Below are 737 nucleotides of genomic sequence, written 5' to 3'. Positions count from 1 at the left end.
TCAGTTGGGTTGTTCGAGTTGTTGGGCGCGGGTGGCGGCGTCGGTGAGTTCGTCGCCGTCGATGGCTTCGGTGCGGTGGAACCATTCGAGTGCTTCGGGGGTGCGGCCGGCTTGTTCGAGGGTGTCGGCGTAGGCGTAGCGGAGTCGGACGACCCAGGGTGCGCGGGTGTTGGTGTGCAGGGGTGCGTATTCGAGGGTGCGTAGTGCTGCGTCGTATTCGCCGAGGTCGCGTCGGGCGCCGGCTTCGACGATGGTCATTTCGGCTTTGGCTTCGGGGGTGAAGTTCTTGATGGCGGGTGATTTGGCCAGGGTGAGTGCGCGTTCGGGGCGGCCCAGGGCGCGTTCGCAGTCGGCCATGATGGGTAGGTAGGCGGTGGCGCCGTTGATGCGTTTGGCGGCGCGGAGTTCTGAGAGTGCTTCGGCGTATTCGCCGGCGGCGTAGGCGGCTTCGCCGCAGGCTTCGCGGACCACGGCCAGTCGGGCGGCGCGGGCGCGGGCGGCGAGGGTGTGTTGGTAGGCGGTGGCGGGGTCGGTGTCGATGAGCAGGCCGGCGGCGGCCAGGTGGCGGGCGACGCGGCTGGCGAGCTTCTCGGGGAGGCCCTTGAGTTGGGCGGCCACGGCTCGGTCGAGTTCGCGGCCGGTGATCTCTTCGGGGATCGGGGGGCCGTCGTAGCGGGCTTGTTGTTCGCTGCGGGGTCGTTGGTCCTCGGCGGGGCGGCGCCAGTCCTCGCGGCGGC

The 737-nt window shown here is 70.1% G+C and carries 1 protein-coding gene; it reads right to left on the bottom strand.

What is annotated here, in order from left to right; all coding sequences use genetic code 11:
• Positions 1-737: hypothetical protein (locus ASD66_RS17575; protein ID WP_082599594.1), on the bottom strand; the 737-nt coding region annotated here is incomplete at its 5' end.

Source organism: Nocardioides sp. Root151, from assembly GCF_001427925.1.
GTDB lineage: Bacteria > Actinomycetota > Actinomycetes > Propionibacteriales > Nocardioidaceae > Nocardioides.
This window is presented reverse-complemented; position numbering and strand designations above follow the sequence as displayed.